We start from the raw sequence: 15,197 nt of genomic DNA, 5'->3' as shown, positions 1-15,197 counted from the left end.
GTAGCACGATGAACCTGAAGACAGCCGTTGCGGGAGTTTCACTCGCCGGCGGCGTAGCACTGGCCCTCATCGGGGGCAGCTCGGGAGTCGCATACGCGGCACCGGGCGGAGGAGGCGGCGGAGGCGGCGGAGGCGGCGGCTGCGTGCCGCCGATCTGCCAAGGTGGAGGACAGGGGCCCGGCGGCCCACATCAGGGTCCCGGTGGCCCGCCGCAGGGTGGTCCCGGTGACAACCGCGGCCCGGGTGGACCAGGCGGTCCGCCACAGGGTCCCGGTGGCCCGGGCGGCCCCGGCGACTTCCGCGGTCCCGGCGGACCGGGTGGTCCTGGCGGACCCGGCGACGACCGTGGCCCTGGCGGACCCGGCGGTCCCGGCGACTTCCGCGGGCCCGGCGGACCGGGTGGTCCCGGCGACGACCGTGGCCCCGGTGGACCAGGCGATTTCCGCAGTCCGGGTGGCCCCGGCGACTTCCGCGGACCCGGTGGACCCGGTGACTTCGGACCACGACCCGATGACGCCTACAGAGGCTTCCATGGCCAACCGTGGGGCGATGGAGCAGCGCCGTGGGGCTGGGGAGCACCCCCGCGCGCCGGGTGGGGCGGACCGTTCCCTCCCCCGGGCGGACAGTGGAACCAAGGCCCGATCAACTACTGGGGCTACGACGAGAACCCAATATGGGATTGGAACCAAAATGGTTGGGGCTTCTACTTTTTCGGAATCTGGATCCCGCTGTAACGAGCGTGCAGAGTAGGGCGGTCGCCACGCATGTGCGGGGCGACCGCCCGCTCGTACAACCGTCGAGGCTGCCCGTCACTGTTCATCCCGCGCTGGCAGCGTCCTCCTCAGGACGCTGGTGAGCACGAGCCAATCGCTCCAGCTCCGCGGCCTCGGCCTGCGCGACCTTCGTCTCGGCCTCGACGTCGACCGACTTGGCCAGGATCCAGTACAGGATGCCCGCGACCGGAAGACCGATGAACATCGAGATGTCGGCCCCGCTGAGCTCGGTCGCGACGAACCCCGTGTACTTGCTGGTGCTGAGGAACGGGAGCATCGCCGCGAACCCCACCAGATACGACGCGATACCCCGCCAGCCCCAACGCCCGTACATGCCATGGGGATTGAATATCTCGGCGACGGCGTAGTGCCCGCGTCGCACGATGTAATAGTCGACGAGGTTGACCGCGGTCCACGGGACGAACAGGTAGAGCACCAAGAGCAGGAAGTCCTCGAAGTTGGTGAGGAAGTTCGCACCGATGAGCAACGCCGGGATGAGGGACAGAACCGCGGTGAAGGTGATGGTGACGATGCGCACCCGTGCTGTCGGGAGCACCTTCTTGAACGAGTCGAGTGCGCTGATCAAGGTGAGCGACCCGCCGTACATGTTCAATGCGGTCACCGAGATGAGGCCGAGCGTGGAAAAGACGAGGGCGATGGTTCCGAAGCCCGGGAACATGTGATCGCCAGCCTCCTTCAGCGAGGCGATCGTGTCGAAATCTGCTCCTGCCCACGCGGCCAACGCCGAGCCCAGGCACATCAGCCAGATGGCGCCGAGCGCAGAACCCCAGTACGTCCATAGGAAGGTCTTGCGAACGGTGACCGACGGGGGAAGGTACCGGGAGTAGTCCGAAACATAGATGGCCCAGCTGATCTGGTAGCCGGCCACGGCGCCGAACTGGATGAGGAAGGGAGTCCACTTGAAGCCGGCGAGGTCGAACGAGCCCGCCGGATAGCCGAGCGTGCAGACCGCGATCGTGAGGAGCCCGAAGATGACGAGGAAGCCCGCCGTCAGCCAGCGCTCGACACCGTGGATGAGGTCGTAGCCGATCAACGCCACGACCGCTGCCACCACGGTGGCAACGACGATCCACATCTTGCTCGGGCCATGAACCGTCGCGTGCAGGGCGTCGCCGGCCAGGATCGTGTTGAAGATGTTGAAGCCCGAGTACTGGAGGTATGCGAACGCCCAGACCAGCAGTGCGCCCACGTAGCCGAACTGCGGGCGTGACTGAATCATCTGGGGCAGCCCCAGCTGTGGGCCTTGGGCCGAGTGGAACGCCATGAAGAACGTGCCGAACAGGACTCCCCCGATGATCGCAAGCAACGACCAGATCAGATTTCCGCCGCCCGTGACCGAGAAGGTGCCGACCGCCATCGTCGCGATCTGGGCATTGCTCATGAACCACAAGGGGCCCTGACTCCATACCTTGCCGTGCCGTTCGTCGAGCGGCACGTAGTCGATCGAGCGCACCTCGATTCCCCCGACGCGTCGACGGTTGGCAGGCAACGTTTCACCGGACATATGCGGCCTCCTTGTTCGAAGGAAATGACTGAGGTGCACGCAAGCACGGGCAACGGGAGCGAGTCCGGCGAAGTGGAGGATCGCGCCAGATTCACAGGAAACTGACAGGTAGTCCGGCCGTCCGTAGGGAACCCCCCGAGAGTGGCTCGTGCACCGCTGACGTCCGACCAGCGCAACTCGTTCGTGGCTGCCCAACTCGGCTGGACGATGGATGCGTTCGACTACTTCATCGTCGTTCTGGTCTATGCCGACATCGCCAAGACGTTCCACATCTCCACCACCGAAGTCGCATTTCTGACCACCGCCACCCTGTTCATGCGCCCGGTCGGCGCGTTCCTGTTCGGCCTGTGGGCAGACCGAGTGGGTCGACGCATCCCGCTGATGGTGGACGTCGTCTTCTATTCGGTTGTCGGCTTCCTCTGTGCCTTCGCACCCACCTTTACGGTCCTGGTGGTGTTGCGCCTGCTGTACGGAATCGGCATGGGCGGCGAGTGGGGCCTGGGTGCGGCGCTGGCGATGGAGAAGATTCCCGTCGAACGGCGCGGGTTCTTCTCGGGTCTGCTGCAGGCGGGTTACTCGATCGGCTACCTGCTTGCGACCGTAGCGTCGCTGGTGGTCATCGACTGGCTCGACCTCTCCTGGCGCTGGCTGTTCGGCCTGTCGATCATCCCCGCCCTGATCAGCCTGATCATCCGATCGCGAGTGCGTGAATCGGAGGTGTGGGAGGCCGCGCAGGATCAGATGCGTGTGACCCGCACCAGAATTCGCGACGTGCTGACCAACCCCGTCATCGTGCGGCGGTTCATCTACCTGATCGCGCTGATGACCGCGTTCAACTGGCTGAGCCACGGCACCCAAGACGTATATCCGACATTCCTGCAGGCCACCCACAACGGTGGTGCCGGGTTGTCCAGTGAGACCGCAAAACTGATCGCCGTGATCTACAACGTCGGTGCCATCATCGGCGGAATGGTGTTCGGCACCCTGTCAGGGCGATTCGGCCGCCGCTACATGATCGTCTTCTGCGCCATTTTGGGTCTGCCCATCGTGCCGCTCTTCGCGTTGTCCCATACGGCGGCGATGCTCTGCCTTGGGTCGTTCCTGATGCAAGTGGCGGTGCAGGGCGCATGGGGCGTCATCCCCGCGCATCTGACCGAGATGTCGCCTGACGCGATCCGCGGCTTCTATCCCGGCGTCACCTACCAACTGGGAAACCTGTTGGCCGCCTTCAACCTTCCGATCCAGGAGCACTTGGCTGCCACGCATTCCTATCCGTTCGCTCTGGTCGCCACCATCGTGCCGGTGCTGCTCGCCGTCGCCGTGCTGACGTGGTTCGGCAGGGACGCCACGGGACTGCGGTTCGGTACCGAGGCGACCGCGTACGCCCCGTCGCGCTGACTCCTACTGGCGACTGTCCAATATTGGGGACCATGCTTGACTGCTGTCAGTCAATAATCCACACTTACGGGCATGAACAGGCATCGATCCACAAATCGGTCTGATCCGTGTTACCGGTAGAACGCCATCGGGCCATCACCGACGCGGTCACCGCCACGGGCGTGGTGAGCACGGAAGCCCTGGTGGCACTGCTCGCCGTGTCGGCCGAGACGGTACGCCGAGACCTGGCAGTCCTCGAGGAACGCGGCGTCATCCACCGGGTGCACGGCGGTGCGGCCACCGCAGCCACGCGGGGTTCCGGTGAAGAGCCATCGTTCACCGTGCGGTCGACGACAGAACGCGACGCGAAGACCACGTTGGCGCGCGTCGCCGTGGAACTGCTGCGAAACGGGCAGACGGTGGTGATCGACATCGGCACCACCGCCGTGGAGGTGGCCCGAGCGATCCCGCACGACTTCCGCGGCACCGTCGCCACCCCATCGCTGCTCGTCGCCACCGAACTGGCTGACCGGCCAGGGATCGAACTGCTGGTGTGCGGCGGTCGGGTACGAGGAGGCGACCTCTCCTGCGCCAACGGCCACGCGAAGGCATTCTTCGCCGACCTGTACGCCGACATCGCCTTCCTCGGATCCGGCGGCGTCGCAGCCGATGTCGGCCTGACCGACTTCCACCTCGACGAGGTGGAGGTCAAGACGACCATCATCGCCAACAGTGCCCACAGCTACGTCCTTGCCGATTCCTCCAAGCTGGGCCGCGTGTCGCCGCACCGGGTGTGCGCGCTCTCCGCTCTGGACGGAATCATCACCGATTCCACTGTCCCCGACGATCTTTCCCGCGCCATCGCCGATGCCGGAGGCATCATCGCGTCGCCCGAGATCACCGACGACGTGCGTGGCGCGTGATGGCCGTCCTCGCCATCGATCAGGGCACGTCGGGAACCAAGGCCGTGGTGCTCGACCCCGAAGACGGCATTGTCGGGGTCGCCGAGACCGCGATCAACCCCCGCTACCTACCAGGCGGCGGCGTCGAGCAGGACCCCGCCGACATGCTCGAATCGGTGTTGGACGTCGGTCGGCGGGCGATTGCCATGGCCGCCAGACCAATCCGCGCCGTGTCCCTGGCAAACCAGGGCGAAACCGTCATGGCGTGGGACAGGGACAGCGGGCGCCCGTTGACCCCCGCCATCGTGTGGCAGGACCGCCGCGCGGAGGGCATCTGCGCGGACCTCGCCGCCCACACCGAGTTCATCGCCGAGCGCACCGGGCTAGTGCTCGACCCATACTTCTCGGCGCCGAAGATGGCGTGGCTGCGCCGCAACCTCGAGACGGCCGGGGTGGTGACCACGTCAGACACGTGGCTGATTCACCAACTGACCGGGGCGTTCGTCACCGACGTGTCCACCGCCAGTCGATCGCTCGTCATAGACATCGACGAACTGCGCTGGAACAGAACGCTTCTCGAGTTGTTCGGCCTGGAAGACGAGCCGCTGCCCGACATCGTGTCCAACGATCAGATCGTGGGGACCACCAACGCCTTCGGAGCAGACATCCCCGTCGGCGGTCTCGTCGTCGACCAACAGGCGGCGCTGCTCGCAGAAGGCTGCCTGACGCCGGGGATGGCCAAGTGCACCTTCGGAACCGGGGCGTTCCTGCTGGCCAACACCGGCACCGAAGCGGTCCGCTCGCAATACGGCCTCACGTCCTCGGTGGCCTGGCGCACCGCTGGCACGGCCGCGTACTGCACCGACGGGCAGGTCTACACCGCCGCGTCCGCGGTCAGGTGGCTGACGTCGCTGGGGGTGATCGACGGCGCCCAGGACCTCGACAAAGTGGCCGCTGCCGACAGCGACGGCGTGTTGTGCGTGCCCGCACTCGCCGGCCTGGCCGCGCCGTGGTGGCGATCCGATGCCACCGCCGCTCTCTTGGGAATGACGCTGTCCACCGGACGCGAGCACCTGGTGCTGGCCGTCCTGGAGGGCATCGCCGCTCAAGTCGCCGAACTGGTTTCGGCTGTCGCGCGCGACACCGGTGCGCCGTTGACACGGTTGCGCGTCGATGGTGGCCTGACCCAGTCCAGAGTTCTCATGCAGGCCACCGCCTCCATCCTGCAGATGCCGATCGACGTGTACCCGTCCCCGCACGCCACCGCCCTCGGCGCGGCGGCACTGGCCGAGTTGAGTCTGGATCCTGGCCGCGGAATCGAGGACGTCTCGCCGCCATGGCAGCCGTCGTCGACCTATGAACCGCAGTGGAGCCCTGACCGCGCAACGGAATTCCGCGCAGCATGGCGCACCCTGGCATCGGCAACGTTCGCACCGCGGGAGACACGGTGACCTACGACGTCGTCGTCGTCGGCGCCGGCATCGTCGGATCGGCCGTCGCGCGCGACCTCGCGGGCTGCCAACTGTCGGTCGCACTGCTCGACGCGCGCTCCGATGTCGGCGACGGCACCAGCAAGGCGAATACCGCCATCCTGCACACCGGGTTCGATGCCAAACCCGGGACGCTGGAATCACGCATGGTCAGCCGCGGCTACCAATTGTTATCCGACTACGCCGTGCAGGCCGGCATCCCGGTCGAACACACCGGCGCGCTGCTTGTCGCCTGGGACGCCGAGCAACTCGACGCGCTACCCACCTTGAAGGCCAAGGCCGAGGCCAACGGCTACCAGCACTGCGAAATCGTCGACGCCCCAGCGGTGTACCGACAGGTGCCCGATCTCGGCGACGGCGCCCTTGGCGGGCTGACGGTGCCCGACGAGTCCATCATCTGCACCTGGACCACGAACCTGGCACTGGCGACGGACGCCGTAAACCGCGGCGCCACTCTGCTGCTGAACCACGAGGTCCGCAGCATCGAGGTCGGCGACGCCACCACCACCATGCACACCAGCGCGGGCGCCGTCGAGGCGCGGTGGGTCGTCAACGCGGCGGGCCTCGGCGCCGACATCCTGGACCGCGAGTTCGGCTTAGAACGCTTCACCGTGACGCCACGCTGCGGCGAGTTGCTCGTCTACGACAAACTGGCCCGCCCGCTCGTCGACAAGATCGTCCTTCCCGTCCCGTCTGCGCTAGGCAAGGGAGTGCTCGTCAGCCCGACCATCTACGGCAACGTCATGCTTGGGCCCACAGCCGAAGACCTCGACGACCGCACCGCCACAGGCACTTCCGAGGCCGGCTTCGAGTTCCTGCTCTCCAAGGGCGCCAAACTGATGCCGAAACTGCTCGCCGAGGAAGTCACTGCCGCATACTCCGGGCTCCGCGCCGCGATCGACCACGGCGACTACCTCGTCGAGGCCGACCCCACACAACGCTATCTGCTCATCGGGGGCATCCGTTCGACGGGCCTGACCGCAGGGATGGCCATCGCCGAGCACGTACACGGCCTGCTCCAGGACGCCGGCGTGCCCCTCGCCGCCAAGCCGGAACTGCCCGACCCGCCCCGGATGCCGAACATCGGCGAGGCGTTCACCCGGCCCTACCAGGACGGCGACGCCATCGCCGCCGATGCGGCCTACGGCAAGATCGTCTGCTTCTGCGAGCGGGTCACCGCCGGGGAGATCCGCGACGCATTCGCATCGGTCATCCCGCCATGCAACCTGGAAGGCCTTCGACGGCGCACCCGCGTCATGAACGGCCGCTGCCAAGGCTTCTACTGCGGAGCCGACGTACAGAACCTCGTGGACAGTCGAGGCCATTGATGAAGACCGACGTCGCCATCATCGGCGGCGGGCCGGCCGGACTGACCGCCGCAGCCGAGCTGGCCAAGGATCACAGCCTCGACGTCACCGTCCTGGAACGTGAGGCCGTTGCCGGTGGAATCCCCCGCCACAGTGACCATCTCGGCTACGGCATCCGCGACATGAAAACGTTCATCACCGGACCCGCCTACGCACGCAAGCTGGTGAGCAGGGCCGGCGCGGCGGGCGCACACGTCCTCACCGAGGCCATGGTGACCGGATGGCACGGCGACCGATCCCTCGCGGTGACGTCGCCGCACGGCCGCCTGCGGGTGGACGCCCGCGCAATCGTGCTGGCCACCGGCGCGCGCGAACGGCCAAGGACCGCCCGGCTGATCCCGGGTGACCGCCCCTCAGGGGTCTACACCACCGGCCAGCTACAGAACCTCGTGCACCTGCACCACCGAACCGTGGGCAGGCGAGCCATCGTCGTGGGTGCCGAACTGGTCAGCTGGTCAGCGGTGCTGACACTCAAACACGCCGGCTGCCGAACCGAACTCATGACCACCACCTACCCGAGCCCGGAGTCGTACGGCGTGTTCAACATCGCCGGGAAGTCCCCGCTGCTCGGCGTGGACGTCGCCACGCGCACCCGACTGGTGCGCATCATCGGCAAGCCCACGCTGCAGGCCGTCGAGATCGAGAACCTCGATACCGGCAACCGCCGAATCGTGGAGTGCGACAACCTGATTCTGACCGGCGACTGGATCCCGGACCACGAACTCGCCCGATCCGCCGGACTTCCCATGGACGACCAAACCTTGGGGCCCCTCGTCGACACCGCCCTGCGTACCGGACACGACGGGGTGTTCGCCGCGGGAAATCTGTTGCACCCGGTCGACACCGCCGACATCGCCGCACTCGATGGCGCGCACGTCGCACACGCCGTGCGCGACTACCTCAACGGAGCGCAGAATGTCGCCGAAGGTGTTCGGCTACAGGTGGAATCGCCACTGCGGTGGATCTCGCCGGGCATCCTGCGACCCCACGACCGTGCGCCTGCCCGAAACCGGCTGCTGTTGTGGACCGACGCGTTGGTCCGCATCCCGCGGGTCGCGGTGCGCCAAGAAGGTAAGACGATCGCCACCAAGACTCTGCCGTGGCCGGCATCGCCGGGACGGGTGTTCCGCGTTCCTGCCGGCGTGCTGACCCGCGTCGACACGACGGGCGGCCCGGTCACCATTTCCCTCGTCTAACGCTCTGCACGCCTGCGTTGAGATTGCGCCTAGGGCTGTGGTCGTCGACGGATCACAGCCCTGAGCACAATATGAACGACCGCAATGGCCGAGGCCTAGCTGCAATCGCTCTTGGTTTCCGGCCCCGGGTCTTCGGACTCTGAAGTGCGGGCAGCGCGCCGCTTTGACCGCCGCCGTTGAGATCGGCGCGTGAGAATGGTCGCGAGAAGGGTCCAGTCGGGACTGGTCAAAGGATGGGTGCCGTCATTGCGAACTCTGTCGAGGGCCCAGATCAGTGCGCTGACGATCGCCAACGCGACCACTATCAGGATGATGGTGACGAGATCCGACATCGTGTCAAGTGTCTCACCACGACGTTGAATAAACCGAAGAAACGAACGTCGAACCTGATGTCGTTTTTCCGCCAGCCGCGAGCCAGCGTGGGTGCCATGGTCGAAGGGAAGTCCTTCACCCCCAAGGAGAAAACCCGTGACGCAGCCACGACCGTTCCGCAGCGAGACCACCGAGGAGCAGCTCGCCGATCTACGCAGCCGCCTCGCCGGGACCCGGTTCGCGCCCGCGTTGTCCGGCACGGACTGGACCCACGGCACACCCCCGGGCTACCTCGCCGAACTGGTGGACTACTGGCGCAACGAGTTCGACTGGCGCGCGGTCGTGCCTACGTCCTCAACGACGGCGAGACCGCGCTCGAGATGTTGCCAGACAATGTCGATTCGCTGACGCAGATGGCTGCCGAATCGACTGACAACACCTTCACGATCCCCTTCGACATGTGGCGCGACGTGTTCATCAACGACGGCGATCCTGATCTCGTACAGCGTGCCTATGACCAACTGTCGTCCGAACCCTTCGGGCGGTGGGTCGAGCCGTTGAACATGACGAAGTTCCACTCGTTACAGACTCCACGCAGCTTCCTGGTTGGCGCGGCCGACCTGGTGATGCCGGCCGGCGACTCGGGCGATTCGGGCTGGCATCCCCGCATGTCGAGCCGTCTCGGGGAGTTCCGGTTGGTCCAGATGCCGGGAAGCCACGAAGCGGTATTCACCGACCCATCGGCCTGGCCGACAAATTCGTCGAAGCCGGGCGAGACTAGCGGGTTACGGCCCCGCCGAGTCCCCCGATGATCCCGAGGAGAAACGCCAGCACCGCGCTTATCGGGTTCTGCTGATCTGGCTGTCCCGGGGTCGTCGTCGGGGTTGTCGGCCCACCCGGGGTCGTCGGCGGGGTTGTCGGCCCACCCGGGGTCGTCGGCGGGGTCGTCGGCGTACCCGGGTTCTGGCCATTCTTGAAGGTCACCTGTGCGCCGCCGAATGGCGACCACGAGATGGTGCCGTTCTCGAACTCGCACTGACTCCCGAGTCCGCCACCAGTCATATCGGAGATCGCCAGGCCGAGCGCGGGGGTCCACGCGTCGTAGATCCCCTTGCGCGCCGAATGGGCACCGGTGGCCGGTGAGTACCAGACCCTCAATCCGTCGTACATGTCGAAGTCCTGATAACCGTTGGCGAACGGCGTGGTCGGCACCGTGCCGTAGAGGCCCGCCTTCCGCGCGACCGGCGTTGGCGAAGTGACGAAGCCCGAGGCCGTTTCGTACACGGTGGCAACGGTTCTGATCTGAGCCCAGTTCTGCGCATTGACCTTGTAGACCGGGCTCAACGGCGTACCCAGATTGGGGTCGTTGACAGTCGAAAAGCGCTGAAATTCAGCAGACTTGGCGAGGCTGCCGCTCGCCGCGGCCTGGACGGTCTGCAATACCGGTTTGGGAGTCCAGTCGGCGCGCAGTACGCCGAAGGTGTCGACGGCATTGAAACCGCCCGACTGCCCATCGCGTGTCGTGTAGACGAACATCGGACCGGTGTAGGGCAACTCCTGCCATTTGGTCAGGATGTCGGTGACGAACGCGTTCTGCACCGCGTCCCCGCCCTGTGACGAGGGTTCGCCGTACTCGGTCGACCAGATCTTCTTATCGCCATCGCCGTTGGCCACCATGGTGTTCCGCATCGCCATCAACTGCAGAAGAGGCGAGCCTTCCAGTTGCAAGCCGTCGGAGAACTTCAGGCTGTAGTGGTAGGGATGGAATGCCAGCGCGTCGAAGTACCCTTTCGCCCCCGCGGCGTACATCTGGGTCAAGAAGTTCGGTGGGCTGATTGCCGCGCCGCCGTAGTCGAGGATCGAGCCCATCGACCCCCCGAGAACGACGATCGACGGGTCGACCGCCTTGATCTTGGCGTAGCTCGCCTTCAGGAGGTCGACGTACCCCGCAGGATCGGGTGCCGGTGTGTAGAACTGGATTCCGTTGGGTTCGTTCCAAATCTCCAGGGCGGCAATCTTTCCCTGGTATCGCGAGGCAACCTTGGCCACGAAGTCCCCGTACGTGGCTGGCGACGCGGGCCGGCCGCTCAGATACTGCCCACCGGGCGCGACCGCCCAAATCGGCGAGGAGTTCACGACGCCGACAACGGATAATTGTCGGGCCGCGGCGGAGTTCACCGTCTTGTCCACCACGCTCCAGTCGAGCTGGCCTTGCGTGGCCTCCACCCCGGCCCACGGAATCAGAAGTCGGACCGACCGGACATTGGCCGACCGAATCGCATCCATCGTCTTGTCCACGTCGGCCTGCGCCATCCCGTAGACGTCCGAGTCGGCGATGGCGGTCGTCGTCGGCGCCGGGTCGATGGAACCTGCGACGACCGCGATGACTTCGCGCGGTCGGGAGCTCAAGAGCTCGGTGCTGACCGCGGTAGTGCACGCCAGGGCGACCACCGTCGCGGTGGCGACCGTCCACAGGCGGCGGCCACGCCGCCGACGTCTTCTCTGGAGCACTCGCTCATCCCCAGGTTCGTGTCGGAAAACAGCTCGCAGTCTGCGCTGCTACAGATACTGACCGACGAGACGAAGTTTCCTGGGAGGCGCTCGGCGTGTCGAATTTGCCGTCGCGGCCGTCAATTCGGCACCTGCCAACAATGGCGCTGTAATGCACATTTGGACTCAGAGCCCACTGGGTGCGCACTGAGGAGCGATCACTGAGCAAAGGGTGCGATCTTAGCCTCGGGCCTCACCGACGAGTGTGGGCCTCGTGCACAAAGGCTCTGACGTGGATCATGCAACCCCTATGCTCATGTGTCGATGAGCGCGCACATACGTGCAGCAGCTCGGCGCGGGCGCCAGAGAAAGGAGAGGATCCGGCGTGGGACCAGATTAGTTGTTTCAGCGGGCGGTGATCGCGCGGCGTTACTACTTGGAGGGCCGCACCCGGATCCAGATCGCCGACGAATTCGGGCTGTCCCGTTTCAAGGTCACCCGCATGCTGGACGAGGCGATCGAATCCGGCATGGTGGAGATCAAGATCCACAATCCGGGGTCCATCGACGTCGGACTGTCGACGGCACTGCAAAAGCGGTACGGACTCGAACACGCCTACGCCGTCACCGGTGTCGACAAGATCGCTGCCACGCGTGCGGTACTGCGTTCGGGCTTGGTGTCCTCCCTGGTCACCGACACCGTCATCGCGGCAGCGGTGCTCAACTAGCCCGAACGGAGAGGATCGACGACGTGTCAGGGCCCAAGGTGGACTTCGACTTCCGGCTCGACGGCAAGGTGGCGCTGGTGACCGGCGCGGCGTCGGGCATCGGCGCGGCCATCGCCGGGGCCTACTCGACCAAGGGCGCCACGATCGCCGCGGTCGATCTCAACGAGGACGGCGCAGCCGAACTGGCCTCCCGACTCCCCGGCAGCCGTGGATTCGCCTGCAACGTAGGCGATCCCGACGACATCACCAGAACGGTCGATGCGGTCGTCGACGAGTTCGGTCGCATCGACGTACTGGTCAACAGCGCCGGAATCGCCAGGCTTGCCCCTGCCGAGGACCTGTCGCTGTCGGACTGGGACTCGACCATCGCGGTCAACCTCAAGGGCACGTTCCTGATGCACCAGACCGTGGGACGGCACATGCTCGCGGCGGGCGGCGGGGTCATCGTCAACATGGCGTCGCAAGCCGCCACCGTCGCGATCGACCAGCACGTGGCCTACTGCGCATCGAAGTTCGGTGTCGTCGGGCTGTCCAAGGTGCTGGCTGCCGAGTGGGCACCCCGCGGGATCCGCGTCAACACCATCTCCCCCACCGTGGTGCTCACCGATCTCGGGGTAAAGGCGTGGGACAACCCCAAGGGCGACGCACTGAAGAAGCTGATCCCCACGGGCAGGTTCGCCTACCCTGACGAGATCGCTGCTGCCGCAATATTTCTCGTCTCCGATGCCGCGGCGATGGTGAACGGCGCCGACCTCGTGGTCGACGGCGGCTACACCATCAAGTAGCGACCATCACGTAGCGGTCGACGCCCGCGCCACCAACTCCGGCCGGAACACCACGTGGCGCGGCGCGGCCGCCGGCGCGCCGGCCGCGGCGATCAACAGCTCGATCGCCGTCGTGCCGATGTCACTGCTGGGCTGCCGGATCGACGACAGCGGTACCCCCGAGGAACGCGCGAAGTCGATGTCGTCATAGCCGATGAGCGCCACGTCGTCGGGCACGCGCAGCCCGCCACCCGTCAAGCCCTGCAGCAACCCGATCGCCAGCAGGTCATTGGCGCAGAACGCCGCGTCGGGCCGATGCCCAGGCGCGCACACCGAAAGCCGCTCTCCCGCAGCGCGTCCGGCCAACACGCTCGGCTCATCGGTCGGGATCACCTCCAGGGACACGCCCGGGAACTCCGCCACAGCGGCGCGCGCCCCTGCGAGACGGTCGGTGATCTGACGAAGCCCCGAGGGACCGCCCACGTAGGCCAGGCGACGGCGACCCCGCTCGCACAGATGGCGCACGGCCAGCCTGCCGCCCGCGACGTCGTCGACCGCCACCGACGGAAATGGGGTTCCTGTGCCATCGCGATCCAGCAGGACCACGGGGACGCCGCGGCCGTGCAGCGCACGGACCCGGTCCAGATCGTCGCTCACCGGCGAGATCAGCAGGCCGAACACCCGCTGCTCGTCGAACGTGTCCAGATAGGCCCGCTCGCGCTGTGCATCGTCGTCGGAGGTGCCGAGCAGCACCACCAGATCATGTCCCGCGGCGCGTCTTTCGGCGGCCCGGGCCACGTCGGTGAAGAAGGGGTTGCCCACGTCGAGTACCAGCAGGCCTACGCACCTCGACCGTCCCGCACGCAACTGACGAGCCGCGTCATTGCGGACGAAACCAAGCCGCTCGATGGCCGCATGGACGCGGGCCACCGTGGCAGGCGCGACCCGCTCCGGCGCGTTCAGCACGTTGGAGACCGTCCCCACCGATACCGACGCCTCCGCCGCCACGTCACGGATCCCCACGATCGCCAACGGACCTACGACCTCGGTCGCGGCGGCAACCGCGTCAACTGCGTGACGTGCGCCGGGGTCAGCTCCTGGAGGCACGTGACCCCGAGGAGCCGCATGGTCCGCTCCACCTGGCCGGACAGGATCTCGATGGCGCGATCCACACCGGTCTCACCCCCGGCCATCAACCCGTACAGGTACGCGCGGCCGATCAGCGTGAACCGCGCACCCATCGCGATCGCCGCCACCACGTCGGCACCCGACATGATCCCGGTGTCCAGCAGGATCTCGACGTCACTGCCCACCTCCGCGGCGACCGCGGGCAGCAGGTGGAACGGGATGGGGGCTCGATCAAGTTGCCGCCCACCGTGATTGGACAACAGGATGCCGTCGACGCCCAGGTCGGTGACCGCACGCGCATCGGCCACCGTCTGGATGCCCTTCACCACGAACTTCCCCGGCCACTGCGACTTGAGCCAGGCCAGGTCGTCGAACGTGACCGTCGGATCGAACATGGTGTCCAGCAGTTCGGCGACCGTTCCCGACCACCGGTCCAGCGATGCGAACGCCAGCGGCTCGGTGGTGAGGAAGTCGATCCACCATTGCGGCCGGGGCAGGGCATTGGCGATGGTGCCCAGCGTGAGTCCCGGCGGGATCGACATGCCGTTGCGCTTGTCGCGCAGCCGCGCGCCGGCCACCGGGACGTCGACCGTGACCAGCAGGGTGTCGTATCCCGCGGCGACGGCGCGCTCGACGAGCGCCATCGAACGGTCGCGGTCCTTCCACATGTACAGCTGAAACCAGTTGCGGCCAAGGGGGTTCGCTGCCTTGACGTCCTCGATGGACGTGGTGCCCATGGTCGACAGCGTGTACGGGATGCCGGCCCGTGCGGCGGCCCGGGCGCCCGCGATCTCGCCTTCGGTGTGCATCATCCTGGTGAACCCGGTGGGCGCGATGCCGAACGGCATGGCGACAGGGGCGCCAAGGACGTCCCAGCCGGTGTCCACCGTCGACACGTCGCGCAGGATGGCCGGGTGGAACTCGATGTCCTCGAACGCCTGCCGGGCGCGGGCGATGGACAACTCCGCCTCCGCCGACCCGTCGGTGTAGTCGAAGGCGGCACGGGGGGTGCGTCGCTTGGCGATGCGGCGCAGATCCTCGATCGTCAGCGCCTTGTCGAGCCTGCGCTTCTTGGCGTCGAACTCCGGTTTCTTGAACTGCACGAGCGGCGCGAGGTCGTGCCTGCTCGGTAGTCTTCGCTTCATG

The 15,197-nt window shown here is 66.6% G+C and carries 15 protein-coding genes; 10 read left to right on the top strand and 5 right to left on the bottom strand.

All coding sequences use genetic code 11. From position 1 onward, the window contains the following. Nucleotides 1–8: 8 nt before the first annotated feature. Nucleotides 9–734 carry a chitin-binding protein gene (locus HNP02_RS27140; protein ID WP_184443717.1) on the top strand — a complete coding sequence of 242 codons (726 nt, stop codon included), beginning with the start codon at nt 9–11 and terminating at the stop codon, nt 732–734. An 82-nt stretch (nt 735–816) separates the two neighbouring features. On the opposite strand, the gene HNP02_RS27135 is transcribed toward HNP02_RS27140, so the two are convergent. Continuing rightward, a complete protein-coding gene (locus HNP02_RS27135) occupies nt 817–2,298 on the bottom strand; it encodes a cytosine permease (protein ID WP_184443716.1) in 1,482 nt (493 codons plus the stop codon). Between the two features lie 141 nt (nt 2,299–2,439). Between HNP02_RS27135 and HNP02_RS27130 the strand changes: the two genes are divergently transcribed. The 5 genes from HNP02_RS27130 (at nt 2,440) to HNP02_RS27110 (ending at nt 8,630) form a co-directional block, all read left to right on the top strand. Further along, nucleotides 2,440–3,696, top strand: a complete 1,257-nt coding sequence (locus tag HNP02_RS27130) for an MFS transporter (protein ID WP_184443715.1) — start codon at nt 2,440–2,442, stop codon at nt 3,694–3,696. A gap of 107 nt (nt 3,697–3,803) precedes the next feature. Further along, the gene (locus HNP02_RS27125; protein ID WP_184443714.1) at nt 3,804–4,598 is read left to right on the top strand and encodes a DeoR/GlpR family DNA-binding transcription regulator; all 795 of its coding nucleotides are present in this window, start codon (nt 3,804–3,806) and stop codon (nt 4,596–4,598) included. Continuing rightward, complete coding sequence (locus HNP02_RS27120; RefSeq protein ID WP_184443773.1) at nt 4,598–6,028, top strand: FGGY family carbohydrate kinase; 1,431 nt, start codon at nt 4,598–4,600, stop codon at nt 6,026–6,028. The genes HNP02_RS27125 and HNP02_RS27120 overlap by 1 nt, the downstream gene beginning before the upstream one ends. Next, nucleotides 5,980–7,395, top strand: coding sequence for an NAD(P)/FAD-dependent oxidoreductase (locus tag HNP02_RS27115; RefSeq protein WP_184443713.1), 1,416 nt, complete (start codon nt 5,980–5,982; stop codon nt 7,393–7,395). Before HNP02_RS27120 ends, HNP02_RS27115 begins: the two co-directional genes overlap by 49 nt. Then, nucleotides 7,395–8,630: an NAD(P)/FAD-dependent oxidoreductase gene (locus tag HNP02_RS27110; RefSeq protein WP_184443712.1), complete on the top strand. Its 1,236-nt coding sequence runs from the start codon at nt 7,395–7,397 to the stop codon at nt 8,628–8,630. Before HNP02_RS27115 ends, HNP02_RS27110 begins: the two co-directional genes overlap by 1 nt. Nucleotides 8,631–8,725: 95 nt before the next feature. On the opposite strand, the gene HNP02_RS27105 is transcribed toward HNP02_RS27110, so the two are convergent. Continuing rightward, the gene (locus HNP02_RS27105; RefSeq protein WP_184443711.1) at nt 8,726–8,962 is read right to left on the bottom strand and encodes a hypothetical protein; all 237 of its coding nucleotides are present in this window, start codon (nt 8,960–8,962) and stop codon (nt 8,726–8,728) included. Nucleotides 8,963–9,098: 136 nt separating this feature from the next. On the opposite strand from HNP02_RS27105, the gene HNP02_RS27100 reads away from it, so the two are divergent. Both HNP02_RS27100 and HNP02_RS27095 read left to right on the top strand, forming a co-directional pair. After that, entirely contained in the window at nt 9,099–9,350 is a 252-nt protein-coding gene (locus tag HNP02_RS27100) for an epoxide hydrolase N-terminal domain-containing protein (RefSeq protein ID WP_184443710.1), read from the top strand. Between the two features lie 5 nt (nt 9,351–9,355). Next, entirely contained in the window at nt 9,356–9,754 is a 399-nt protein-coding gene (locus tag HNP02_RS27095) for a salicylate esterase (RefSeq protein ID WP_184443709.1), read from the top strand. On the opposite strand, the gene HNP02_RS27090 is transcribed toward HNP02_RS27095, so the two are convergent. After that, nucleotides 9,720–11,453 (bottom strand): hypothetical protein, encoded by a 1,734-nt coding sequence (locus HNP02_RS27090; RefSeq protein WP_309241704.1) that lies wholly within the window; start codon nt 11,451–11,453, stop codon nt 9,720–9,722. The genes HNP02_RS27095 and HNP02_RS27090 overlap by 35 nt on opposite strands. 379 nt (nt 11,454–11,832) lie before the next feature. Here HNP02_RS27090 and HNP02_RS27085 point away from each other — a divergent pair, with 379 nt between their 5' ends. Next, entirely contained in the window at nt 11,833–12,159 is a 327-nt protein-coding gene (locus HNP02_RS27085) for a sugar-binding domain-containing protein (RefSeq protein WP_184443708.1), read from the top strand. A 23-nt stretch (nt 12,160–12,182) separates the two neighbouring features. After that, nucleotides 12,183–12,944, top strand: a complete 762-nt coding sequence (locus HNP02_RS27080; protein ID WP_184443707.1) for an SDR family oxidoreductase — start codon at nt 12,183–12,185, stop codon at nt 12,942–12,944. Between the two features lie 6 nt (nt 12,945–12,950). On the opposite strand, the gene HNP02_RS27075 is transcribed toward HNP02_RS27080, so the two are convergent. Beyond that, nucleotides 12,951–13,949, bottom strand: a complete 999-nt coding sequence (locus HNP02_RS27075) for a LacI family DNA-binding transcriptional regulator (protein ID WP_309241708.1) — start codon at nt 13,947–13,949, stop codon at nt 12,951–12,953. A gap of 11 nt (nt 13,950–13,960) precedes the next feature. Continuing rightward, nucleotides 13,961–15,196 (bottom strand): alpha-hydroxy acid oxidase, encoded by a 1,236-nt coding sequence (locus HNP02_RS27070; protein WP_184443706.1) that lies wholly within the window; start codon nt 15,194–15,196, stop codon nt 13,961–13,963. Nucleotide 15,197 lies beyond the last annotated feature (1 nt).

It is taken from the genome of Mycobacterium sp. AZCC_0083 (genome assembly GCF_014202335.1).
Taxonomy (GTDB): domain Bacteria; phylum Actinomycetota; class Actinomycetes; order Mycobacteriales; family Mycobacteriaceae; genus Mycobacterium.
Note: the sequence above shows the minus strand (reverse complement) of the source record. Positions and strands in the feature narration are given on the sequence as shown.